Origin of the sequence: Amycolatopsis sp. NPDC088138, assembly GCF_044741685.1 — a bacterium.
In the GTDB taxonomy this organism is placed as follows: Bacteria; Actinomycetota; Actinomycetes; order Mycobacteriales; family Pseudonocardiaceae; genus Amycolatopsis.
In genome coordinates, this window is record NZ_JBIUTB010000001.1 from 58,931 (window position 1) to 81,299 (window position 22,369).

At 72.6% G+C, this 22,369-nt stretch carries 21 protein-coding genes and 1 pseudogene; 11 read left to right on the plus strand and 11 right to left on the minus strand.

The genetic code is table 11. The annotated features are described in order from the left end of the window. Positions 1 to 68: 68 nt before the first annotated feature. On the plus strand, positions 69 to 950 hold the full coding sequence (locus tag ACIOD2_RS00290; RefSeq protein ID WP_400532609.1) for a TIGR03854 family LLM class F420-dependent oxidoreductase: 882 nt from the start codon (positions 69 to 71) through the stop codon (positions 948 to 950). Here ACIOD2_RS00290 and ACIOD2_RS00295 read toward each other — a convergent pair. Next, positions 947 to 1,843 (minus strand): MBL fold metallo-hydrolase, encoded by an 897-nt coding sequence (locus tag ACIOD2_RS00295; protein ID WP_400532610.1) that lies wholly within the window; start codon positions 1,841 to 1,843, stop codon positions 947 to 949. The genes ACIOD2_RS00290 and ACIOD2_RS00295 overlap by 4 nt on opposite strands. A gap of 87 nt (positions 1,844 to 1,930) precedes the next feature. On the opposite strand from ACIOD2_RS00295, the gene ACIOD2_RS00300 reads away from it, so the two are divergent. Next, positions 1,931 to 2,830, plus strand: coding sequence for an AraC family transcriptional regulator (locus ACIOD2_RS00300; RefSeq protein WP_400532611.1), 900 nt, complete (start codon positions 1,931 to 1,933; stop codon positions 2,828 to 2,830). Here the strand turns inward: ACIOD2_RS00300 and ACIOD2_RS00305 are convergent. Further along, the gene (locus ACIOD2_RS00305; RefSeq protein WP_400532612.1) at positions 2,796 to 4,313 is read right to left on the minus strand and encodes an MDR family MFS transporter; all 1,518 of its coding nucleotides are present in this window, start codon (positions 4,311 to 4,313) and stop codon (positions 2,796 to 2,798) included. The two genes, ACIOD2_RS00300 and ACIOD2_RS00305, sit on opposite strands and share 35 nt — an antisense overlap. A 125-nt stretch (positions 4,314 to 4,438) precedes the next feature. On the opposite strand from ACIOD2_RS00305, the pseudogene ACIOD2_RS00310 reads away from it, so the two are divergent. Then, positions 4,439 to 5,588 (plus strand): annotated as a pseudogene (locus ACIOD2_RS00310) (DUF1015 family protein). On the opposite strand, the gene ACIOD2_RS00315 reads toward ACIOD2_RS00310, so the two are convergent. Together ACIOD2_RS00315 and ACIOD2_RS00320 are read right to left on the minus strand one after the other, a co-directional pair. Beyond that, on the minus strand, positions 5,585 to 6,523 hold the full coding sequence (locus tag ACIOD2_RS00315; protein WP_400532614.1) for a squalene cyclase: 939 nt from the start codon (positions 6,521 to 6,523) through the stop codon (positions 5,585 to 5,587). The pseudogene ACIOD2_RS00310 and the gene ACIOD2_RS00315 overlap by 4 nt on opposite strands. Further along, on the minus strand, positions 6,523 to 7,029 hold the full coding sequence (locus tag ACIOD2_RS00320; RefSeq protein ID WP_400532615.1) for a DinB family protein: 507 nt from the start codon (positions 7,027 to 7,029) through the stop codon (positions 6,523 to 6,525). The genes ACIOD2_RS00315 and ACIOD2_RS00320 overlap by 1 nt, the downstream gene beginning before the upstream one ends. Positions 7,030 to 7,102: 73 nt before the next feature. Here ACIOD2_RS00320 and ACIOD2_RS00325 point away from each other — a divergent pair, with 73 nt between their 5' ends. From ACIOD2_RS00325 to ACIOD2_RS00335, 3 genes are read left to right on the plus strand one after another with little or no spacing between them, the layout of a single operon-like run. Next, positions 7,103 to 8,182, plus strand: a complete 1,080-nt coding sequence (locus ACIOD2_RS00325; protein ID WP_400532617.1) for an ATP-dependent DNA ligase — start codon at positions 7,103 to 7,105, stop codon at positions 8,180 to 8,182. Beyond that, a complete protein-coding gene (gene ligD / locus ACIOD2_RS00330; protein WP_400532619.1) occupies positions 8,179 to 9,183 on the plus strand; it encodes a non-homologous end-joining DNA ligase in 1,005 nt (334 codons plus the stop codon). The genes ACIOD2_RS00325 and ligD overlap by 4 nt, the downstream gene beginning before the upstream one ends. 1 nt (position 9,184) lies before the next feature. Beyond that, the gene (locus ACIOD2_RS00335) at positions 9,185 to 9,631 is read left to right on the plus strand and encodes a GNAT family N-acetyltransferase (RefSeq protein ID WP_400532620.1); all 447 of its coding nucleotides are present in this window, start codon (positions 9,185 to 9,187) and stop codon (positions 9,629 to 9,631) included. 1,016 nt (positions 9,632 to 10,647) lie between these two features. Here the strand turns inward: ACIOD2_RS00335 and ACIOD2_RS00340 are convergent. Both ACIOD2_RS00340 and ACIOD2_RS00345 read right to left on the minus strand, forming a co-directional pair. Further along, positions 10,648 to 10,929: a hypothetical protein gene (locus tag ACIOD2_RS00340; protein WP_400532622.1), complete on the minus strand. Its 282-nt coding sequence runs from the start codon at positions 10,927 to 10,929 to the stop codon at positions 10,648 to 10,650. 70 nt (positions 10,930 to 10,999) lie between these two features. Further along, positions 11,000 to 11,992: a CobW family GTP-binding protein gene (locus tag ACIOD2_RS00345; protein WP_400532624.1), complete on the minus strand. Its 993-nt coding sequence runs from the start codon at positions 11,990 to 11,992 to the stop codon at positions 11,000 to 11,002. Between the two features lie 490 nt (positions 11,993 to 12,482). Here ACIOD2_RS00345 and ACIOD2_RS00350 point away from each other — a divergent pair, with 490 nt between their 5' ends. The 3 genes from ACIOD2_RS00350 (at position 12,483) to ACIOD2_RS00360 (ending at position 15,537) form a co-directional block, all read left to right on the plus strand. Next, complete coding sequence (locus ACIOD2_RS00350; RefSeq protein WP_400532626.1) at positions 12,483 to 13,589, plus strand: nitric oxide synthase oxygenase; 1,107 nt, start codon at positions 12,483 to 12,485, stop codon at positions 13,587 to 13,589. Between the two features lie 68 nt (positions 13,590 to 13,657). Then, positions 13,658 to 14,164 (plus strand): flavodoxin domain-containing protein, encoded by a 507-nt coding sequence (locus tag ACIOD2_RS00355; protein WP_400532627.1) that lies wholly within the window; start codon positions 13,658 to 13,660, stop codon positions 14,162 to 14,164. 77 nt (positions 14,165 to 14,241) lie between these two features. Then, positions 14,242 to 15,537: an MFS transporter gene (locus tag ACIOD2_RS00360; RefSeq protein WP_400532629.1), complete on the plus strand. Its 1,296-nt coding sequence runs from the start codon at positions 14,242 to 14,244 to the stop codon at positions 15,535 to 15,537. Here ACIOD2_RS00360 and cpt read toward each other — a convergent pair. The 3 genes from cpt to ACIOD2_RS00375 are packed head-to-tail and all read right to left on the minus strand — an operon-like array spanning position 15,488 to position 17,925. Continuing rightward, a complete protein-coding gene (gene cpt, locus ACIOD2_RS00365; protein WP_400532631.1) occupies positions 15,488 to 16,054 on the minus strand; it encodes a chloramphenicol phosphotransferase CPT in 567 nt (188 codons plus the stop codon). The two genes, ACIOD2_RS00360 and cpt, sit on opposite strands and share 50 nt — an antisense overlap. Then, positions 16,051 to 16,710, minus strand: coding sequence for a response regulator (locus ACIOD2_RS00370; protein ID WP_400532633.1), 660 nt, complete (start codon positions 16,708 to 16,710; stop codon positions 16,051 to 16,053). Before ACIOD2_RS00370 ends, cpt begins: the two co-directional genes overlap by 4 nt. Positions 16,711 to 16,719: 9 nt before the next feature. Next, a complete protein-coding gene (locus ACIOD2_RS00375; protein WP_400532634.1) occupies positions 16,720 to 17,925 on the minus strand; it encodes a sensor histidine kinase in 1,206 nt (401 codons plus the stop codon). Positions 17,926 to 18,092: 167 nt separating this feature from the next. On the opposite strand from ACIOD2_RS00375, the gene ACIOD2_RS00380 reads away from it, so the two are divergent. Next, the gene (locus ACIOD2_RS00380; protein ID WP_400532636.1) at positions 18,093 to 18,695 is read left to right on the plus strand and encodes an MmpS family transport accessory protein; all 603 of its coding nucleotides are present in this window, start codon (positions 18,093 to 18,095) and stop codon (positions 18,693 to 18,695) included. Between the two features lie 86 nt (positions 18,696 to 18,781). Here the strand turns inward: ACIOD2_RS00380 and ACIOD2_RS00385 are convergent, their stop codons facing one another. Both ACIOD2_RS00385 and ACIOD2_RS00390 read right to left on the minus strand, forming a co-directional pair. Next, on the minus strand, positions 18,782 to 20,266 hold the full coding sequence (locus tag ACIOD2_RS00385) for an exo-alpha-sialidase (protein ID WP_400532638.1): 1,485 nt from the start codon (positions 20,264 to 20,266) through the stop codon (positions 18,782 to 18,784). A gap of 122 nt (positions 20,267 to 20,388) precedes the next feature. Continuing rightward, a complete protein-coding gene (locus tag ACIOD2_RS00390; RefSeq protein ID WP_400532640.1) occupies positions 20,389 to 21,363 on the minus strand; it encodes a YeiH family protein in 975 nt (324 codons plus the stop codon). Positions 21,364 to 21,433: 70 nt separating this feature from the next. On the opposite strand from ACIOD2_RS00390, the gene ACIOD2_RS00395 reads away from it, so the two are divergent. Next, the gene (locus tag ACIOD2_RS00395) at positions 21,434 to 22,333 is read left to right on the plus strand and encodes a LysR family transcriptional regulator (protein ID WP_400532642.1); all 900 of its coding nucleotides are present in this window, start codon (positions 21,434 to 21,436) and stop codon (positions 22,331 to 22,333) included. The last annotated feature ends 36 nt before the right edge of the window (positions 22,334 to 22,369 follow it).

Here is a 22,369-nt window from a genome sequence, read left to right on the forward strand (position 1 = left end):
CCGGGCTCGCCCTTCGGAATGCCCGGCCGTCCCGTGCGTTGTGGTTGGTAGTCGAGCTAGGGGGCAGTGTGCTGAAGGTCAGGCTGGGCGTCGCACCGGCGCCGGGGACCGGGCCGGCGGAGTTCGCCGGGCTGGCGGAACGGCTGGAGGCGGCGGGCGTCGACTCGCTGTGGCTCTCGGAGCTGGTCTACTCACCGGAAGTCGAGCCGATGATCGGGATGGCGCACGCGCTGGCCCGGACGTCGAAGCTGAAGGTCGGCACCGGCGTCGCGATCCTGCCGGGCCGGCACCCGGTCCTGGTCGCCAAGCAGCTGCTGACGCTGGCCGGGCTGGCGCCGAAGCGGGTGCTGCCGGTGTTCGGCCTGCGCCCGGCCCGCCCGGCCGAGCACGACCTGTTCCCGGTGCCCGCCGGCCGCCGCGCGGCGGTGTTCGACGAGTCCCTGACCTTGCTCCGCCGCCTGCTGGAAGAGGACGAGGTGTCCTTCGAGGGCGAGTTCTTCCAGGTCTCGGGCGCCGGCCTCGGCCCGCGGCCGGGAAAGCGCCTCGACGTCTGGCTGGGCGGGACCGCCCCGGCGGCGCTGGCCCGGGCGGGCCGCCTGGCGGACGGCTGGCTCGGCAGCTTCCACACGCCGTCCCAGGCCCGCGACGCCCGCGTCGCGATCCAGCGCGCGGCGGCCGACACCGGGCGCGAGATCGAGGAGGACCACTTCGGCCTGAGCCTGGTGGTCGCGGACCAGGGCCTCCCGCCGGAGCTGACCGCACTGGCCGCCCGCCGCAGCCCGGACACGCCGGTGACGGACCTGATCGCGACCAGTTGGCCCGAGGCGCGGCGGCTGGTGGAGCAGTACATCGAAGCCGGGCTCAGCAAGTTCGTGATCCGGCCGGGGCACGCCGACTTCGAGGGGTTCCTGGAGAAGTTCCAGGCCGAGCTGGTGCCGCTGCAGAACTAGGCCCAGCGGTGGATCGAAAACCGGCTGCCGTCGCGACGCACTTCGGCCGCACCGGAGCCGCCGAAGTGGGCCGGGACGACCAGTTCCCGGTGGTCGGCCGCGCGTTCCAGGACTTCCTGGCGCGTTTTCGCCGCGGCCATGGGGTCTTCGCAGAAGCAGCTGCTGTGCTCCGGCTCGAGGATCTGCACCGGGCTGTGCAGGAGGTCCCCGACGAACACCGCGCGGTCCGGACCGGACGCCAGGCGCAGCACCGACGAGCCCGGGGTGTGGCCGGGCGCGGCTTCGAGTGTCAGGTTGCCGTCGATGCGGTGGCTGCCCTCCCACAGCACCGCGCGGCCCAGCACGGGCGCGACGCTGTCGGCGTAGACCAGCAGGCTCCCGTCGCGGCGCAGTTGTTCGCGTTCGTCGCGCGGCGCGGGGCGGCGGCGGGCGTTGCCGGGGTCGAAGTACACCTGGTCGGCGCGGGGGATGAGGTAGGTCGCGTTCGGGAAGGCGGGCACCCAGTCGCCGTCGCGCAGCTCGGTGTTCCAGCCGACGTGGTCGTAGTGGATGTGCGTGTTGACGACGACGTCGACGTCCTCGGGCCGGACGCCGGCCGCGGCCAGCCGGGCCGGGAAGTCCGTGCGCAGGTGGTCGAACAGCGGGATCTGCGGGCGCTGCCGGTCGTTCCCGACCCCGGTGTCGACCAGGATCGTCCGGCCTTCGCTGCGCAGCACCCACGTCTGGACCGCGCCGCGGTAGCCGCCGGTCTCCGGGTTCCAGTGGTCGGGCGCGAGCCAGGACGCGTTGTCCGCCCAGAGCCCGGGCGGGCTGCCCGGCACGATGGTCCGCGCCGGGGCGATCTCGCCCTGCCACTCGACGACCTTCAGCACTTCGACGTCACCGATGTTCATATCGCCACGCTAGGACGCGGTCGTGAGCGTTTCCATGGCTGAAATGCTCAGGATGATGCGCGATCGTCTCAGGGCTACGCTGGTCGCGTGGACCTGCTGAGCGACGCGATCGCCGCGGTGCGGATCGGGCAGCCGACGTCGAACCGGCTGTGCGCCGGCACGTCGTGGTGCTACCGCTTCGCCCCCTACGACGGCGCGGGCTTCCACGTGCTGCTGCGGGGGAGCGGCTGGCTGGTGCCCGACGAGGGGGAGCCGGTGCCGCTCGGCGCCGGTGACGCCGTGCTGGTCCCGCACGGCAGCGCCCACACGCTGTCCGCCACTCCGGACGCGGCCGGGGCGGTCCCGTTCGAGACGGCGGTGCCCGAGCCCGGCGGCCGGACCGAGTTCCTCTGCGGCAAGTACCGGCTGGACCACACCCGGCGGCACCCGGTGCTCGCGAGCCTGCCGGAGGTCGTCCACCTGCCTGCCGACGTCGGCCGGCATTCGGGACTGCGAGCGGCCATCGACCTGCTCGGCGCCGAGGTCGCCGAACCGCGGCCGGGGCGGGCGACCGCGCTCACCGGACTGCTGGACGTCCTGCTCGTGCTCCTGATCCGCGCCTGGCTCGACGGGAACCCGGACGCCGGCTGGCCGCAGGCCCTGCGCGACCGCGAAGTCGCCGCCGCGCTGGAGGAACTGCACGCGAACCCGGCGGCGCCGTGGCGGATCGAGGACCTCGCCGCCCGGGTGGGCCTCTCGCGCGCGACCCTGGCCCGCCGGTTCACGGCGCTGACCGGGCAGCCGCCGATGGCGTACCTGACGTGGTGGCGCCTGACGACGGCGGCGAGGCTGCTGCTGGACACGGACCTGCCGCTGCCGTCGATCGCCGCGAAGGCGGGCTACGGCTCGCCGTTCGCGTTCTCGCACGCGTTCAAGCGCCAGTTCGGCGTCGCGCCCGGCGGCTACCGGGACCCTAGAACTCCAGCTGTTCCGTCTTCCTCGGCATGAGCAGCAGCGCCACCACGGAGAACGCCGCCACCACCAGCAGGCCGATGAACACATGGTGCGTCGCGTCCGCCAAGGCGCCACGCACGAACCGGGCCACCGGGGAGTCGTCCGTGTGACCGTTCAGGACCAGGCTGGTCGCGTCGACCGACGGCGGCAGCTTTCCCGCCACTTCCGGTGGCGGAGAAGCGAACCGAGAGGCCAGCGTCGCGTTGGCGATCGCGCCGAAGACGGCCGCGCCGACCGCGCTGCCCAGCGACCGGCTGAACAGGTTCGTCCCGGTCACCACGCCCCGGCGGTCCCAGCCGACCACCGACTGCACGGCCACGAGCGTCGGGCTCGACGACAGGCCCAGGCCCAGCCCCAGCACGAACGCCGCGAAGGCCGCCGCCCAGATCGACGACCCCGCGTTCAGCATCGCCACCAGCACGCCGCCCGCGATGACGAACACGCTGCCGATCAGGGCCGTGTCGCGGAAGCCGATCTTCAGGTAGATCTTGCCCGCCAGGGACGCCGAGAGCGGCCAGCCGACGGTCAGCGCGGCCACCGCGAACCCGGCCACCAGCGCGCCCGCGCCCAGCACACCCTGGGCGTACGTCGGCAGGTACGACGTCAGGCCCATCAGGACCGCGCCGACGACCACCGCGACGAGGTTGCCGCCCACCAGCACCCGCCGGGTGAACACCCACAGCGGCAGCACCGGCTCGGCAACCCGCTTCTCCACCAGCACGAACGCCACGAGCAGCGCCGCGCCGGCCACGAAGATCGCCACGCTCGGGACCGAACCCCAGCCCCACGCGACGCCGGCTTCGAGCAGGCCGAGGATCACCAGCGAGCAGCCGATCGTGAGCAGCGCCGCGCCCGTGTAGTCGACCTTGTGCGCCTTGCGCTCGACCTTCTCGGCGAAGTTCCGGTGCAGCATCAGCGCGGCGATCGCGCCCAGCGGCAGGTTGATGAAGAAGATCCAGCGCCAGTCCAGGTACTCCGCGAAGACCCCGCCGAGCGTCGGCCCGACGACCGACGCGACGCCCCACACGCTCGCGACGTAACCCTGGACGCGGGCGCGTTCCTCCACCGAGTAGAGGTCGCCGATGACCGTCATCGACATCGGCTGGATCGCCCCCGCGCCGATGCCCTGGACCGCGCGGGCGGCGATCAGCACCGGCATGCTCCACGCGGCGCCGCAGAGCACCGAGCCGACGAGGAACGCCGCGATCCCGAAGAACATCACCGGGCGGCGGCCGAGCACGTCGGCGAACTTGCCGTAGAGCGGGACGGTGACCGCCTGGGTCAGCAGGTAGATCGAGAACAGCCACGGGAACTGCGAGAAGCCGCCGAGGTCCCGCACCACCGACGGCACCGCGGTCGCGATGATCGTGCTGTCCAGCGCGACCAGCGCCGTGCTGAGCATGACGGCGATCAGCACCGGGCCGCGTTCGGACCGGAAGCCGACCCCTTTCGCACTGGCGGGGGCCGGGGTCGTCATGGGTGGCGTGCTCCTCGGGGTGGCCATGACCGGAGTCAACTGCTTTGCAGCCCTAAGCATTCCATCGGGGTGGCCCGCACCCCAGCGAATTTCCGTCACGGCCTTCGGCGCGGAAGATGGACAGGATGAGCGACTGGATCCGGCCGATCGAGCAGGGGTGGGTGGCCCGCGACGCGGTTCCCGGCCCGGACGTCGACGAGTTCGCCGAGCCCGACCGCGTGATCGCCGTGCTGGCCGCACCCGGCGCCGCCGACGGCCTGCTGGCCGTGCAGCACCCGGCGCGCACCCCGGCGGCGCTGGCCCGCGGGCTCGATCTGGCCGCGGCGGTCCCGATCGCCCGTGCCGTGCTCGAACGGCTCCGCAAGCGGTTCTACCGGCCGGTGTCACGGTTCGTCGCGCCGTACCGGATCGAGGGTCCGGACGGCGTGGCGCTGGGCCTGCTCTGCCTGGTCGACCCGGCGGCGGTGACCGACGACGGGTCCGCGCGGGTGCGCCACACCGAGGACGTCTACCCGGACGTCGTCGCCGAGCGGGCCGCCGTGCTGTCCGGGCTGGGCTGCGCGACCAGCGCGGCGCTGCTCGTCCCGGCCGCCGACGGCGACCTGCTGACCGAGCAGGTCGAACGCGCGTGCGCCGGCCTCGGCCTGCCCGATCTGTCCACTTCGGACGCTGCGGGCCGCCGGCACGAGCTGTGGGTGGTGCCCGAAGGGCCGCTGCAGCACCGGCTGCTGGCCGCGGTCACGGCCACCGATCTGCTGGTCGCCGACGGCAACCACCGGGTGGCCGCGGCCGTCGCGGCCGGCAACGGCGCGCTCCTCGCCCTGGTCACGGCGGGTCCGCAGCTGCGGATCGGCGCGATCAACCGGGTGCTGACGGGCACCGGCTTCGACGCCGAGGAGCTGGTCTCCCGCTGGTGCGCCGCCGGCCTCGACGTCCGCTTCGACGACCACGCGGTCCCGGTGCGGGGCGAGGTCGTGGTGCGCGCGGGCTCGGCCGTGCTGCGGGTCCCGCTGCCGAAGCAGGACTGGCCGGGCCCGGTGATCGACCACGAGATCGTCGAGCGCGTCCTGTTCGCCGACGCCCTCGGACGGCCCGCACGTCCACCCGCTCCCGGCCGGGCGTCCCGTCCCGGCGGACGCGGACGCGGTGGTCCTGCTGGCCCCGGTGGCGTATTCCGACGTCCTGGCCGTGCACGCGGCGGGCCGCCGGATGCCGCGGAAGGCCACGTACTTCACGCCGAAGCCCCGCAGCGGCCTGGTCCTGGCGGCGCTTTAGCGGGCGTCCCACCAGTTCAGGACGCGGGTGGCGACGAGCGTCAGCCACTTCGACGGCTCGCCTTCGGGCACGTCGATCTCGAACCACACCCGGCCCGGGAGGCGGCGGCCCTGCAGCCACGTGCCGTCCGGCTGCCGGGCCTCCCGGATCAGCTCGATCGCCTCCGCCATCCGCGGGTCCGGGGGCGTGCCGGCGAGACGGAAGTAGTCGGCCGCGTTGAGCACGTCGTAGTGCCAGCGGAACGGGTACGAGAAGGCGCTCACCCCCGGCAGCACCGGCTCACCCGTCGACAACCTCCGGAAGAGCCCGCGTTCCAGCAGGTACTCCTCACCGCCGCGGCGGGCCGAGTGCGTCGCCGGCGAGCCGCCGGCCGCGGTGTCCCAGGCGAGCAGGCCCTTGAGGGAGTTGAGCGTCGAGTGGACCGAGGAGCGCTTCGAGCCTTCGACCCATTCGCAGTTCCAGCCGCCGTCCGGTTGCCGGTGCTCGACGAACCAGGCGGCGATCCCGGCGACGTCCGCGCCGAGCCACAGGCCGTTCATCAGGGTCCACGCGTTGATGCAGCAGTCGACTTCACCGCCCCAGTACGGCAGATCGTCGTATTCCCAGCGGGCGTTCTCGGCGAGCAACTCGGCCGTCCCGGTCAGGGCCGCGGCGTCGACGCCCCACTCGCGCAGGTCGTTGAGCACCCAGGTGGTCGCCGTCCACGGCTGGCCGTCCGTCTTCATGCTCGCGAAGTCGAAGTCCGCCGGGAAGAACGCGCCGCCGGCCCAGCGGCCGTCCGGATCCTGCTTTCCCAGCAGCCGCGCGCCGAAACCCTCGGTCGCCACGCGGGCACGGGTGGCCTCCCAGACCGGCGGCGGCTCGCCCAGCAGGTCGCGCTCGACCTGCCAGCGCAGGGCCGGATCGGAGTCGCGCAGCCAGGCGAGCACGTCCATCAGGCCCCCGTCACGCCGTCGATGGCTTCCCGGAGGAAGTCCGCGTGGCCGTTGTGGCGGGCGTACTCGTGGATCATGTGAAGCATCACCAGCCGAAGGGAGACGTCCTCGCCCCAGCGCACCTGGTACCCGGTGACGTCGAGGGACTCGGCGGCCTCTTCGATCTTGCGCGACTGCTCCACTTCGGACTGCCACGCGTCGAACGCCTCCGCGCGCGTCGAGGTACTCGCGTCGTAGGCGGCCTGGAAGTCGCCCTCGGCCGACCACCGCAGCGGGACGTCTTCGGCGTTGATCACCCGCCGGAACCAGGTGCGCTCGACCTCGGCCATGTGCCGGACCAGGCCGAGCAGCGACAGCGTCGACGGCGGGCTGGACGCGCGGCGCAGGTCCTCGTCGGACAGTCCGTCGCACTTCATGGCGAGCGTGGCGCGGTGGAAGTCGAGGAACGTGCGCAGCATTTCGCGCTCGCCCCCGACCAGGGGCGGTTCGGGGCGTTCGGTGGTCACGAGGACGTGTGTATCACGCCTGGCTGTGTCTTTTTTCGAAAGAAGTGTCGTACCGGTGATTTAAGCTCGCGCGGTGGACTTGCCCGTGATGCCGCCCGTGCGGCCGATGCTCGCGAAAGCCGTGCACGACGTGCCGCGCACGCCGGGCCTGCTCTACGAGCCCAAGTGGGACGGTTTCCGGTGCGTCGTCTTCCGCGACGGTGACGAGATCGAGCTGGGCTCCCGCAACGACCGCCCGCTCACGCGGTACTTCCCGGAGCTGGTGGAGCTGCTGGCCGCCGCGCTGCCGCCGAGGTGCGTGGTGGACGGCGAGATCGTCCTGGTCACCCCGGCCGGCCTCGACTTCGAGGTGCTGCAGCTGCGGCTGCACCCGGCGGCCTCGCGCGTGCGGAAGCTGGCGGAGGAGACACCGGCCAGCTTCGTCGCCTTCGACCTGCTCGCGCTCGGCGACACCGACCTCACCGGGGCGCCGTTCCGGGAGCGGCGCAAGCAGCTGGAGAGCGTCCTGCGGACCGACGCCGAAGGGCTGCAGCGCGTCCACCTGACCCCGCTGAGCGAGGACCCGGACCAGGCGGTGGACTGGTTCACCCGGTTCGAGGGCGCGGGGTTCGACGGCGTCATGGCCAAGCCCGCCGACGAGCCGTACGAGCAGGACAAGCGGGTCATGTGGAAGGTCAAGCACGAGCGCACCGCGGACTGCGTGGTCGTCGGCTTCCGCTGGCACAAGGACGGCGTGGGTGTCGGCTCGCTGCTGCTCGGGCTGTACGACGACGAGGGCGTGCTGCACCACGTCGGCGTCGCCAGCAGCTTCACGAAGGCGCGGCGGGCCGAGCTGGTCGACGAGCTGGCGCCGCTGCGGGAAAACGCGCTGGAAGGCCATCCGTGGCGATCCTGGGCGGAGTACGAACCGGACCCGGGCCGCAAACCGGGCCCGAACAGCCGGTGGGCGCCCGGCAAGGACCTCTCCTGGGAGCCGCTGCGCACCGAGTGGGTGGCCGAGGTCCGCTACGAGCACCTGCAGGGCGGGCGCTTCCGCCACGGCGGGCGGCTGGTGCGCTTCCGGCCGGACCGCACGCCGGAGTCCTGCACGTACGCCCAGCTCGACGAGGCCCCGCCGGCCGAGCTCGCCGAGCTGTTCGGGGAGGTGCGATGAGCGGCGCGGTGCTGCTGGACCTCGACGGCGTCGAGGTCAAGATCAGCAGCCCGGACAAGGTCTACTTCCCCGAGCGCGGCGAGACGAAGCTCGACCTCGTCGAGTACTACCGCGCGGTCTCCGGGCCGCTGCTGGACCGGCTCGGCGGGCGTCCGCTGCTGCTGGAGCGCTACCCGGACGGCGCGGGCGGCAAGAACTGGTTCCAGAAGCGCGTCCCGAAGGGGGTGCCGCCGTGGCTGACCACCACGGTGGTGTCGACCCCGAACGGCACGACGAGTGACGCGCTGGTCGCGAAGGACCTGGCGCACATCCTGTGGGCGGTGAACCTCGGCTGCCTCGGTTTCCACGTGTGGCCGTACCGCGCCGACACCCCGGAGGTCGCCGACGAGCTGCGTGTCGACCTCGACCCGTCACCCGGCATCGGCTTCGACGATCTGCGTGAGGCCGCTGTGCTGACCCGAGAGTTCCTGGCTGAGCACGGCATTGAAGGCCACCTCAAGACGTCCGGCTCGCGGGGCCTGCACCTGTACGTGCTGCTGGAGCCGCGCTGGGACAGCTTCCAGGTGCGGGCCGCGGCGGTCGCGCTGGCGCGGGCGCTCGAACGGCGGCACCCGTCGAAGATCACGGCGCAGTGGTGGAAGGAGGAGCGCGGCTCGCGCGTGTTCGTCGACTTCAACCAGAACGCGCCGCACAAGACCGTGTTCGGCACGTGGTGCGTGCGCCCGCGCGTCGGCGGCCAGGTGTCGACGCCGATCTCGTGGGACGAGCTGAGCGACGTCGAGCCAGACACGTTCACCTTGAGCACGGTGCCGGCTCGCTTGGCCGACCGGGGCGACCCGTGGGCTGGCGCAGGGGCGCGGCTGCAGTCGATCGAGCCGCTGCTGGCGATGTCGGAGGCCGACATGGCGAGCGGGCTGATGGACGCACCGTGGCCGCCGGTCTACCCGAAGATGCCGAACGAGCCACCCCGCGTCGCGCCGAGCCGGGCGAAGAAGGCCTGAGGTGGCCACCGTCGCGGAGTGCGCGGCCGACGACGGTTTCCTGCGCGCACTGGTCACCGCGATGACCGCCGAGCTGGTGGTGGTCTACAACCTGCCGGTGGACGCGCAACCGCCGCCCCTGCACCCGGAAAGCCGCTACCTGCTGGCCCGCGACGGCGAGCGGGCGATCGGCTGCTGCGCGGTGGAGCCGATCGAGCCGGGCCTGTACGAGCTGAAGCGGATGTTCGTCGCCCCGGACGCCCGCGGCACGGGAGTGTCGAGCGCCCTGATGACCTCGTCCGAACGCCTGGCCCGCGAGGCAGGCGCGGCCCGCATCCGCCTGGAGACGGGCGCCCGCCAGCCCGCGGCGATGCGGCTGTACGAGCGCGCGGGCTACCACCGGGTACCGAACTTCCCACCACACGAGGCCGACCCGGAGTCGGTTTGTTACGAGAAGGCGCTGGCGTAGGCCCCGCGGGGTCGGCGGTGCTCGGTGGGGTGTGCCTGCTGCTCGGGTGGCCCCTGTTGGTGGCGTTCGGCGCGAGTGGCGGGATCCCGCGGTGGCCGGATTGCCAGCTGGGGGTGGGAGCCAGGTGAGCCGGGCGGGCGCGCTTGGCCGCCGCTGGGGCCCTTGCCGCGGCTCGGGTGGGAGCTGCGGGGGCCGGCAGGCGTTTCTGGTGGCGGGATCCCGCCGCGGCCGGATTACCAGCTGGGGTTGGAGTCAGGTGAGCCGGGCGGGCGCGCTTGGCCGCCGCCGGGGCCTTCGCCGCGGCTCGGGTGGGAGCCGCGAGGGGCCGGGAGGCGTTTCTGGTGGCGGAATCCTGCGGTGGCCGGATTGCCAGCTGGGGTGGGCGCCGGGAGCCGGGCGGGCGCGCTTGGCCGCTGCCGGGGCCCTCGTCACGGCTCGGGTGAGGCAGGAGAGCCTGTCGGGCGTTCCTGGTGGCGGGATCCCGCCGCGGCCGGATTACCGGCTGGGGTGGGAGTCAGGTCAGCCGGGCGGGCGCCCTTGGCCGCCGCCGGGGCCCTCGCCGCGGCTCAGGTGGGAGCCATGAGAGCCCGGGAGGCGTTCCTGGTGGCGGGATCCCGCGGTGGCCGGATTGCCAGCTGGGGTTGGAGTCAGGTGAGCCGGGCGGGCGCGCTTGGCCGCCGCTGGGGCCCTTGCCGCGGCTGGGTGGGGCTATAAGAGCCCGGGAGGCATTCCTGGTGGCGGAATTCCGCCACGGCCGGATTGTCGGCTCGGGTGAGAGTCAGGTGAGCTGGGCGGGCGCGCTTGGCCGCCGTTGGGGCCCTCGCCGCGGCTCGGGTGGGAGCTGCGAGAGTCCAGCAGGCGTTCCTGGTGGCGCAATCGCGCCGCGGCCGGCTTGCCGGCTCGGGTGAGGGCCCGGCGGGCGCGCTTGGCTGCCGCCGGGGCCCTCGCCGCGGCTCGGGTGAGGCAGGAGAGCCTGTCGGGCTCGGGTGGCTCAGCCGTCTAACCGTGCCGCTCGGCTAAAGCTCCAGTTCGAGGGACAGCTGGCCGCGGTCCAGGTCCGCCGGGGCCACCAGCAGGCCCGCCGGGGGAGCGGGCAGTGTGGCGACACACGCCGAACACGGTGCTACCTCGGATGTCGTCAAGTCGACCGGCTTCCAGCTGCGGGACTCGCGCTCGCCGCAGGCCGATCGCCGGTAGCGGAGGTCGCCCGAGCGGGTCATCAGGTGCGCCAGCGGCACCTCTTCGGGCAGCACGCCGACCAGGTACCAGCGTGGTGCGCTCACCTCGGTGGTCGTCATGGCCGTCAGTCTCTGCCGCGGGCGGCGGGAATCCGCGGTTTTGCCGATCTTCGGCGTGGCGGCGCGGGACTCAGGCTTCGCCGGGGAGGTAGCGGAGGATGTGCAGCAGGCCGCGCTCGTCGACCACGTCCGGGTCGGGCGCGACGCAGCCCCGCAGGTCGGCCAGCACCGCCTCGGTGTCCAGGCCCGCGCCGATCAGTACGAGTTCCGTCCGGCGCGGGGCATCCGAGCGCTCGACCTGTACGAACCCGCCGACGGTGTGCAGCTGGAAGCGCGACCCCGCGCCGAAGTCGGCTTGGCCCTTCATGCGGTAGAGGCCGGCCGGGCGGCGCTGCAGGAAGTCGACGAACGCGCGCGGCGCGAGCGGGGTGTCCGCGGTGAAGGTGACCGTCTCGTAGTGCGCGTGCAGGTGCTGCGAATGGTCGTCTTCACGCAGGTCGTCGAAGGACAGCTGGCCGACCCGCTCGCCGCGCGGCTCGGGGTCGAAGAACAGTCGCGGGTCGACCCGGCCGTGCGAGGCGACCAGCAGCGGACGGCCCGGGGCCAGCTCCTCGACCGTCGCGGTGACCTTCGCCAGGGCGTCGGCGGAAACCCGGTCGGCCTTGTTCAGCACCACCAGGTCGGCCAGCCGCAGGTGGTCGGCCAGCTCGGGATGGCGTTCGCGCGCGGCCTCGAACTCGGCGGCGTCCACCACCTCGGCCAGGCCGCCGTAGCGGATGTCCGGGTTCTCGCTGGCGATCATCAGCCGGATCAGGTCACGCGGCTCGGCGATGCCGCTGGCCTCGACGACGATGACGTCGATGCCCGCCTCGGCCGAGGACAGCCGGCCCAGCATCGCGTCCAGCCCGCTCGCGTCGACGGCGCAGCACAGGCAGCCGTTGCCGAGCGAGACCATCGTGTCGACCTGCCCGGCCACGGCCAGCGCGTCGACGTTCACGCTGCCGAAGTCGTTCACCACGACGCCGACCCGGGCGCCCTCGCGGTTGGCGAGCAGGTGGTTGAGCAGCGTCGTCTTGCCCGCGCCGAGGAACCCGGCGACGAGGACCACGGGGATCCGGCTCACGAAACTCCTCCTCTGCCGATCACCCGACTCTAAACGACGCGCCCGCCCGCGCGCGTACACGGGGGACCGGCGCCGGAAAAGGCCGTTCGGCGATTACCCACGAAAAGCCGAAGATCCGTGCCCGGGAAACAATCACGCGGACTTCCCGTGCAATTGTGATCGATTGACGGGAAATGCGCAGCGGCATGTCCGGATAACGCTTGGTAACGGCTATTTTCCGGCGTTTTCCCAGGTGGTGACGTTATTTCGAGAAACGCGGGACGTACTGGGCATTCGGTGTCCGTGTCCCGCGAAACGTGGGGTATCCTCCCCCGCCTGGTCGGAAGCGCCCGTGCTGCAGGCATTTCCGGCCGACAGTGTTGTCGGCGACCATCGGAGGAACGGTGAACCTTCCCGTCGGGATGCAGATCACGATTTCGGAGAGTGGGGTAGCGCGGTGACTGCTACGTCCGAGCGGGTGACAACCGCGCCGACACTTTACCACCAACGGGTGTCGGGAGAACAGAGCGTCAATTCCGCGGAGGCCGAGGAATTCCTCAACCTCATGTTCGAAGAAGGGGCGGCCGAGCAGGGCACGTGGCTCGAGACGCGCCTTGCCGAGGTACGCATCGAAATCGCCGAAACCGGCACCTACCGGCACACGCCGGCCGAGCTGGCGTACGGCGCCCGGGTCGCCTGGCGCAACTCGGCCCGGTGCATCGGCCGGCTCTACTGGAACAGCCTCCGCGTCCGCGACCGGCGCCGGGTCACCGACCCCGCCGACATCGCCGGCGAGTGCGTCGCCCACCTGCGTCAGGCCACCCGCGCCGGCCGGATCCGCCCGACGGTCACCGTCTTCGCCCCGGAGACCCCGGTGGTCGCGGGCCCGCGCATCCACAACGAGCAACTGATCCGCTACGCCGGGTACCGGCTGGAGGACGGCTCGGTGCTCGGCGACCCGCGCAACGCCGAGTTCACCGACGAGGTCCGGCGGCTCGGCTGGCGCCCGCCGGAGCGGAGAGGCTCCTTCGACGTCCTCCCGCTGCTTCTCGAGGCGGACCCCGGCGATCCGCGGCTGTTCACGCTGCCCCCGGACGCCGTGCTGGAGGTGCCGCTGACCCACCCCGACCACCGCTGGTTCGCCGGGCTGGGCCTGCGCTGGCACGCCGTGCCGGCGATCAGCAACATGCCGCTGGAGATCGGCGGCGTCACCTACCCCGCCGCGCCGTTCAACGGCTGGTACCTGGGCACCGAGATCGGCGCCCGGAACCTGGCCGACGAGGACCGCTACGACCTGCTGCCGGTCGTCGCGGAGCTGATGGGCCTGGACACCGGCTCCGAGCGCACGATGTGGCGCGACCGGGCGCTCGTCGAGCTGACGCTGGCGGTCCAGTACTCGTTCGACACGGCCGGGGTGACGATGGCCGACCACCACACGGAGTCGCGGCGGTTCCTGACGCACCTGGAGAAGGAGGAGCGCGCCGGGCGCCGGTGCCCCGCCGACTGGAGCTGGATCGTGCCGCCCGTTTCGGGTGGTCAGACCGCTGTGTTCCGCCGGTACTACGACGAGCCGGATCCCGCGGCGCGACCGGCGTTCCTGCCGCCGGAGGGCCCCTGAAGCGCCCGTTCGGCGGATCGTGACCGGCCCGCGGCGCCGATTCGAGCGGGAGGGCCGACAATGGGGTCATGACCGCAGTCCTCGTCGCCCACTCCGGACGCCACGGCGGCACCCGGCAGATCGCCGAGGTCATCGCCGGGGAGCTCCGCGGCATCGGCCTGACCGTGGACCTGCGCGACGCCGCCGACGTCGCGACCGTCGACGGTTACGCCGCGGTGGTCGTCGGCAGCGCCCTGTACTACCACCGGTGGCGGCCGGACGCGGTCCGGCTCCTGGAGCACCACGCGCGGGACCTGGCCGAGCGTCCCGTGTGGCTGTTCCACAGCGGACCGTGCGGCCCGGGCGCGGCCACGCACCAGGTCAGCCTGCCGGCGAACGTGGCGCTGCTCGCGGCGCGCATCGACGCGGAGCGCACCGCGACCTTCGGCGGCCGCCTCGACCCGGCGACGGTGCGCGGGCTGATCCCGCGGCTGATGGCCTCGGGGCACCGCGCCGGCGACTTCCGCGACTGGGACCGGATCAAGGCCTGGGCGCGGGACGTCGGCCGCCGGGTGCGCATCGGCGTGCCCCACTGACTCTTGCCCGCACGGGGTCGTCGGTGCTAGACCAAGCCTGAAGTCTTCCGGTGAAGAACCGACGGGACGGGGCAAACGTGACGGATCGGCAAGCGGAACCGGCCCAGGGCAAGAAAGCGCTTACATCGGACCAGCGCAACTCGTTCCTCGCGGCGCTGCTCGGCTGGAGCATGGACTCCTTCGACTACTTCCTCGTGGTGTTCGTCCTGGCGGACATCGCCAAGGACAAGTCGTTCGGCGCGACCGCGACGCAGCTGGCGTTCATCACCACGGCCACGCTGGTGATGCGCCCGGTCGGCGCGCTCCTGTTCGGGCTGTGGGCCGACCGCGTCGGGCGCCGGGTGCCGCTGATCGTGGACGTCCTGGTGTACTCGGTGGCCGGCCTGCTGTGCGCGTTCGCCCCGAACTTCACGGTGCTGCTGATCCTGCGGTTCGTCTACGGCGTCGGCATGGGCGGCGAATGGGGCCTGGGCGCCGCGCTGGCGATGGAGAAGATCCCGGTGGCGCGCCGCGGGTTCTTCTCGGGGCTGCTGCAGGTGGGTTATTCGATCGGGTACCTGCTGGCCGCGTTGGCGTACCTGCTGTTCCACTCGGCACTGAACCTCGAGTGGCGCTGGATCTTCGTGCTCAGCATCTTCCCGGCGCTGATCAGCCTGCTGATCCGCGCCCGGGTGCGGGAGTCGGAGGTCTGGGAGGCGACCCGGGAGAAGCTGCGCGTGACGCGGACGTCGGTCAAGGACGTGCTGCTCAACCCGAAGGTGATCCGCCGCTTCGGGTACCTGATCCTGCTGATGACGGCGTTCAACTGGATGAGCCACGGCACCCAGGACGTCTACCCGAGCTTCCTCAAGGCGCACGACAACGGCGGCGCCGGCCTGACCGCGACGACGAGCACGTGGATAGCGGTGCTGTACAACGTCGGCGCCATCATCGGCGGCCTGACGTTCGGCACGCTGTCCGAGCGGCTGGGCCGCCGCCGCACGATCGTCGCGGCGGCGGTGCTCGGCCTGCCGGTGATCCCGATCTTCGCGTTCGACCACGGGGCGGGCATGCTGGCGCTCGGGTCGTTCCTGATGCAGGTGATGGTCCAGGGCGCGTGGGGCGTGATCCCCGCGCACCTCACGGAGATGTCCCCGGACGCGATCCGCGGGTTCTACCCGGGTGTCACGTACCAGCTGGGCAACCTCCTGGCGGCCCTCAACCTCCCGATCCAGCAGGCGATCGCGGAGTCGCACGGGTACTCGTCGGCTCTACTGTGGACGGTGGTGCCCGGGCTGATCGCCGTCGCGGTGCTGACGGCGATCGGCAAGGAGGCCAAGGGAATCAGGTTCGGGGACTCGGCGGTGGCGACGGCTCCGGCGTCCGCGAAGTGACCGTCTCGGCGATTTCCCGGGCGCACGCCTCGGGTCCGGTGCGGGTGGTGTCCACTTCGAGGTCGTAGTGGACACCCCGGTGGACGAGGTCCGCTTGGTGCGCGGCCATTCCGGCGATCCGGTCACCCCGGCCGGCTTCGCGTTCCGCGGCGACGGCGGGCTCGCAGCGGACGGCGACCCAGAGCACGGCCAGGTCGCCGAGTGCGCGCTGCCACCGCCGCTGGGACCCGGCGCCGCCGAGGAAGACCTCGTCGACGACGATCCGGGCACCCGCCCGGGCCATCGCGGCGATGCCCTCGATCCACGCCGCTTCGAGGGTGCGGAAGTCTTCGCCGACCGTGACCGCACCGTCGGCGGCGAAGTCGATGTCCGTACCGGCGCCGGGCATCGCGTCCACGAGGGTGTCGGTGCCGAACGTGAGCCACGGATCGGGGAGGAGCGTCTGCAGGCACCGGGCGATGGTGGACTTGCCGGAGCTGGACCCTCCATTGAGGACGATCACCCGGGTCGGCGTCACGGCGCGACGAGCCCGGCCTCGTAGGCGAAGATCGTCAGCTGCACCCGATTGCTGACGTCCAGCTTCGCGAACGTCCGCGTGATGTGCGTCTTCACGGTGGCCTCGCTGAGAAACAGCTCCGCGGCGATGTCCGCGTTGGGCTTTCCCTGGGCGACCGCCGTCACGATCTGCCGTTCGCGGTCACTGAGCAGCTCGAGACCCGCCCGGGCCCGGGCTCGCCGGGGACTGACCCGCGCCGCCACGAACTGGCCGATCAGCTGCTTCGTCGTGCGCGGCGACAGCATCGCCTCGCCGCGGGCCACCACCCGGACGCCTTCGATGATCTCCTGTGGCGAGCCTTCCTTGAGCAGGAACCCGCTCGCGCCGGCCGCGAGCGCCTCGAAGACGTACTCGTCGAGGTCGAAGGTCGTCAGGATCAGCACCTTCGGCGGCCGCGGCTGGGCGAGCACCGCGGCGGTCGCGGCGAGGCCGTTCATCCGGCGCATCCGGATGTCCATGAGCACGACGTCCGGGGCGTGCAGCGCGACCTGCTGGACGGCCTCGTCGCCGTCGCCCGCTTCGGCGACCACTTCGAGGTCGGGGGTGCTGGCGAGGATCATCGACAACCCGGTGCGGACCAGCGGGTCGTCGTCGACGAGCAGTACGCGCACGCTCACCCGCCCATGCTAGGGCGTCGGCGCCACCCAGGGCAGCCAGGCCCGCAGAGCGAAGAACCCGTCCGCGCCGGGGCCGGCGGTGAGGGTGCCGCCGAGCAGGGAGATCCGCTCGTTGACGCCGGTGAGCCCGGTGCCGGAGCCGGGGGAGGGCACCGGCTGCGGCGGCAGCGGGTTGACGACCTCGATCCCCAGGCCGGCGCCCGGCCCGCCGCGGACGGTGACCTCCGCGGGCGCGCCCGGCGCGTGCCGCAGGACGTTGGTCAGCGCCTCCTGCAGGATCCGGTAGGCGGCCGTGCCGAGCGGCGCCGGAGCCGTCGTGGCCTGGTCGAGCAGGATGGTGACGTTCGCCGCGAGGCCCGCCCGCCGGGCGCTCGCGATCAGCTCCGGGACGTCGGTCAACGTCGGCTGCGGCGGCTCCGCGGGGCCGCCGGGAGCCGCGGGACCGCGGTCGGTGAAGCCGTTGCCGCGCAGCACGCCGATAACCTGCCGCAGGTCGTCGAGGGACTGCCGGGCCGTGGTCCGGACGGTCTTGGCCGCCTCCGCCGCGTCCGGGGTGGTGGCCGCGTTGACCTCCAGCGCGCCCGCTTGCAGTGACAGCAGGGAAAGCCGGTGGCCGAGGACGTCGTGCATCTCGCGCGCGATCCGCGTCTGCTCTTCGCGGCGGGCCACCTGGTCGCGCAGCGCCCGCTCTTCGACGTCGCGGCGGCGGCTCTCGAGGGTGCTGTACCGGACGGCCCCGACGGTGAACGGCACGGCCGTGAAGACCAGCGCCGTGATGATCACCCCGGTCAGCTTCGCCCCCGTCTCGGTGGACAGCCACGCCTCCGCGAGCGACAGGTCGGTCACGCGCCCGGCGTCGCGCCAGACCGCGAACCCGGTCGCGGCGACGACCAGCGCGGTCCCGGTCCAGCGCCGCCAGCCGGTGTGGTGCGCGACGAGGGCGGCGAGGGCGATCAGCGCCGCCAGCGAGTCGCCGCGCATGAGCAGCGGCGCGAGGAGCGTGACACCCGTGACGACGACCGGCCAGCGGTGCCGCCACACCAGCAGCACGGCGGCGGCCAGGGCCACGGGCCAGCTCAGCATCATCAGCGCGGTCGGCCGCAGGTCTTCGGTGCCCGCCACACTCGCGTCCGCGATGAGGTTCCCGGTGCTGATCAGCACGCACGCGAAGACCGCGAGCACCGTGCACACGACCTGCGGTCCGGACCGTTCCATGCGCAGAGCCTACGAGGCGCCCGCGCGCTGCCCATCAGCCGTTCCGCCGATTCACCCGGGCGGCGGTGACGACTTTCGTCGTACGGGGTCGAGTCCCGCGGACGACGCGGGGCCGGGCGCCGCGCTGCTTTCCTTCTCGCCGTCAAGCAGTGGCGAAAGGAACCCCGATGACCGAGAACTCCACTCTCCAGCAGCAACCCCGGCAGGCGCCGCCGCGCAACGGCCTCGGCACGGCGGGCTTCGTCCTCGGCCTGCTCGGGCTGGTGGCCTCGCCGATCCCGTTCGTCGGGGTGGTCGCCTGGCCCCTGGTGGTGCTCGGGCTGATCCTTTCGGCGACCGGACTGGCGCGGGTCCGCGCCGGGAAGGCGACCAACCGGGGCCTGGCGGTCGCCGGCATCGTCGTGTCGGTGCTCGGCCTGGTCGTGAGCGTCCTGTGGGTGGTGGTGATCGGCAAGGCCGTGTCCGACGTCCAGGACCAGGCCTCCCAGCACCACACGATCACCTACCAGGTGAGCGGGGACGCGAAGGCCGTGAACATCGACTACAGCACCTTCGAGGCGCACACGATCCTGATCACCACCGAGCAGTCCGCCTCGGTGCCGTGGACGAAGACCGTCGAGGCCACCGGGTTCCTCGAGGGCGCCCAGTTCGCCGTGACGGCCGGGCCCGACGGCGGCTCGGTGACCTGCAAGGTCGTCGTGGACGGCAAGGACGCGAAGACGGCGACCGCGGCGGGGCCGGGCGCCGTCGCGAGCTGCACCGGCTTCTGAAACGCCCGTACCGCCCGGGCGAGGGGGCCGGGCGGTACGGGACGGCGGTGGGACCCGACCAGGGGGCGGGTCCCACCGTCAGTGTGTCAGCCGCAGTGCTCGAACTCGCTGGTGTAGGACACGCCGCCAACCGTCCCGCCCCACTTGACGCACTTGTCCGCCGCGGCCGCCTTGACCGGGCCGGCGAAGTAGGAGAACGAACCCGAGTCGGTCTGCCGCGCCGCGCCCTGGACCTCCAGGAACGCCGCGGTCGCCGTGGCCGTCCCGGCGGACGCGCTCTTCATCGTGCTGACGCAGTTCTGCCCGTTGGAAGCGTTGTAGGACAGGTAAACCGTGCCCGCCGTGCCGAGCGGCTGCGAGTCGATGACGCCGTAACCGCCACCGCAGGCCGGGGCGCCCAGCGCGGCCTCGGTCACCGTGGCGAAGCGGATGGTGTCGTTCGCGTGCAGCTCCGGGCCCGCCTCGAACAGCACGCCGACCGACGACTGCGACAGCTGGACCATGTCCGAGTACGCCGCGTCCTGGCCCCACACGAGCAGGCTCGAGTCGGTGCCCGTCCAGTTGCCGCCCTCGTCGAACGAGGAGTGCACCCGCAGCTGCTTGCGACGGTCGCAAGTGGACGGTGCGGCGAACACGATCCGGTCGTACTTGCCGCCGGTGTCGGTGGCGCTCATTCGCGCCGTGGAGCCCTCGACGGTGGGGGCGACGAGGTCGGTGGCGAAGGTGAACTTCGTGCTGAACGTCGCGCCGCCGTCCGAGCTGATCGCGTACGCCCGGTTGTGCGTGCCGTCCAGCAGGCACTTGTCGCCGTCGTTGGCCTGGTTGCGCGCGGCGGCGTAGACCCGGCCGTCGGCCAGCTCGGTGACGCTGATCTCCTGCGGGTTCATCGTGCTCGCGCTCGGCTTGTCCGTGGCGCCGAGGTGCCAGGTGGAACCGTTGTCGTCGCTGTAGACCAGCGCGCCGATGTTCGAGTAGCTCATGCCGGCCACGAGGCGGCCCTTGTGCGCGCCGCGGGTCAGCACGATCCCGTGCGACGGCCCGGTGGCCAGCCAGCTCGGCGCCGCGGAGAAGCCGAGCTCGGTGGTCAGCACGCGCGGCGCGCCCCACGTCTTCCCGTTGTCCTCACTGAGGGACACGCGCGGGATCCGGCCGCAGGCGGGGTTGGTGTAGCACTGCATCGTCGACAGCAGCACCACGCGGTTGCTGCCCGGGATCACGATCGGGGCCGGGTTGCCCTTCGTGTCGCCGTTCGCCTTGATGACGGTCTGCAGCGCGCTCCACGTCTTGCCGCCGTCGGTGGAGCGCTTCATCACGAGGTCGATCGCGCCGAGGTCGTTGCAGACGCTGGCGCCGTCGTTGCGGCCTTCGGCGAACGCGAGCAACGCGCCGTCGTTCGCCTTGACGATGGTGGGGATGCGGTAACAGTCGTGGCCTTCGGTGTTCTTGGTGAAGACCAAAGTGCTGGCCACGTCGGCCGACGCGACGGCCGTGCCGATGGTCGCCGGGACGGCGAGCGCGGCGCACCCCAGCAGCCCGGCCAGCAGGCCTCCGGCGAAACGGGTGAACTTCACGGTGGGGACTCCCTACGAGTTCGTTCTACGTCCTACGTCTCGGCGGAAGCGTCGACCCGGCCCGTACAAGACCCGTACAACCCGGCGTATAACGAGCTATATCCCTTGCCGGTAGGGAAACATCAGGTGAACGCGGCCAGTGTGCCGAAGCCGGTCGCGAACACGAGAAGCGTGGACAGGAGACCCAGGAGAAGCGCGCGCCCGCCGCCGCGCAGGAGCGGGCCGAGCCGGACGGCGCAGCCGAGGCCGAACAGCGCGCCCGCGAGCAGGAGGGTGGACGCGGTCTTCGCGACGTCGAGGGCGAACGCCGGCACGAGCCCGGTGCTGCGGACGGCGACCATCGCGAGGAACCCGAGCACGAACAGCGGCACGAGCGGCGCGTGCCCGCCGCGGCGGGTGCGTTCGGTGGCGCCGACGATCGCGACCATCGGCGCCAGCAGTACGACCCGGCTCAGCTTCACCACGATCGCGATCGTCACCGCGCCGGCGCCCGCCGGCCCGGCCGCGGCGACGACCTGGGCGACCTCGTGCACCGAGATCCCGGCCCAGCTGCCGGTGCGGACCGCGTCCAGGCCGAGCCAGTGGGCGAGCAGGGGGAGGACGCCGAGAGCGAGGCTGCCGTAGCAGGTGACGAGCGCGACCGCCGTCGCGACGTCGGAGTCCTCCCGGTCGACGACGCCCTCCATGGCCGCGATCGCCGACGCGCCGCAGATCGAGAACCCGGTGGCGACGAGCAGGGCGAGCCCGTGCGGCACCCGCACCAGCTTGCCGAGGCCGAGGGTGCCGAGGAAGGTGACCGCGACGGTCACCACCACGGCGGCGAGGGTGCCGGCGCCGAGGCCGAGCACCGTCGGCAGGGCGAGCTGCAGCCCGAGCAGGACGACGCCCGCGCGCAGCAGGCGTTTCGTGACGCGCGCGACGGCCTGGCGGTGCTCGTCGGCCAGCAGGGGAGTGCTCCCGGCGGCGATGCCGAGCACGACGGCGACGGTGAGCGCGCCGGCGACCGGCCACGCCGAGCTCAGCGCGTACGCGGCGGCGACACCCAGGCCGGTGATCACGAGGCCGGGCAGGAGTGGTTTCGCCGTCGTGAGTGCCATGTACCCAGCGTCGCCCGGGCGCGCGGGTTCCGGTAGCCGCCGGTGACGACGCAGGTCATAGACTGGAGCTATGACCGGACCGGATCTGGACTCGCTGCGCCTGCTGGTGCTCGTCGACGACCTCGGCAGCATCGGGCAGGCGGCCACCGCACTGGGTATCGCGCAACCCTCGGCGAGCAAACGCTTGTCCACTTTGGAGCGTCAGCTGGGACTGTCCCTCGTGGACCGGACTCGGCGGGGCTCGGCGCTGACCCCGGACGGCCGGGTCATCGCGGGCTGGGCCCACCGGGTGCTGGCCGAGGTGGACGGGCTGCGGACCGGCGCCGAGGCGCTGCGCACCCAGCGCGGCGCGAAGTTGCGCGTCGCGGCGAGCATGACGCTGGCCGAGCACTTCGTGCCGGCGTGGATCGGCGAGGTGAAGCGGACCGGGCCGGACACCTACGTCGGGCTCGAGGTCGTCAACTCCGAGCACGTCGCGGACCTCGTCACGCACGGGAAGGTGGACCTCGGGTTCGTGGAGTCGCCGGGGCCGTGGCCGGGCCTGAGCACCCGCCGGGTCGCCACGGACCGGCTGGTCGTGGTCGTCCCGGCCGGGCACAAGTGGGCGCGGCGGCGGCGTCCGCTCACGGCCGCGGAGCTCGCCGCGACGCCGCTGGTGGTGCGCGAGCCCGGGTCGGGTACCCGCGAGACCGTCGAGGCGGCGTTGCGCCGCGCGGGTGCCGGGCCGGTGAACCCGTTGCTGGAGCTGGGATCGGCGTCGGCGGTGCGCAACGCGGTGATCGCGGGGGCCGGGCCCGCGGTGATCAGCGACCTCGACGTCGTCCGCGAGGTGGCCGGGCGCCGCCTGGTGCCGGTGGCGGTCGACGGCGTCGAGCTCGGGCGGGTGCTGCGCGCGGTGTGGCCGGCGGGCCGGCGGCTGGCCGGACCGGCCGCGGAGCTGCTGGCACTGGCGGTCAAGTCCGGGTCCTGACGGGCGCTTCCTTGCGGTCGATCCAACGGCGATATA